The sequence below is a fragment of the Lactobacillus sp. UMNPBX17 genome, assembly GCF_002553735.1.
In the GTDB taxonomy this organism is placed as follows: Bacteria; Bacillota; Bacilli; order Lactobacillales; family Lactobacillaceae; genus Lactobacillus; species Lactobacillus gallinarum.
Map to the genome: position 1 here is coordinate 1 of NZ_PCYT01000182.1, position 419 is coordinate 419.

Genomic DNA, 419 nt, shown 5'->3' on the forward strand with positions numbered 1-419 from the left:
CCTTTTACTTATAGGAGAAGGTCCAGATTTAAATAAAATTAAAGATATAGTTAAAACATCTGGAATAGAACAGAATGTGATCTTTTATGGATTAAGTGATCATGTAGAGAAGCTACTACAAACTATGGATGTCTTTGTATTACCTTCTCATTTTGAAGGATTACCGATTGTAGGTGTTGAAGCACAAGCAGCTGGATTACCGGTCATTTTTTCAGATAAGATTACAAAAACAGCACAATTAACAAAGAATGTAGCATTTCTTCCAATTGGAGATAATGATATAAATAAGTGGGCTAATAAAATTCTTGTATTTGGCAACAAGAAAAGGGTAGATAATTATTCAGAATTAAAAGAAAAAAAATTCGATATAAAAGATACTTTAGATCAATTTATCGATTTATATAAATAGCTTGATTAAG

At 28.9% G+C, this 419-nt stretch carries 1 protein-coding gene; it reads left to right on the forward strand.

Annotated elements, in window-relative coordinates:
* The coding region (locus CP368_RS10205; protein WP_143468339.1) for a glycosyltransferase at positions 1–409 on the forward strand (409 nt) is incomplete at its 5' end.
* Positions 410–419: the final 10 nt, after the last annotated feature.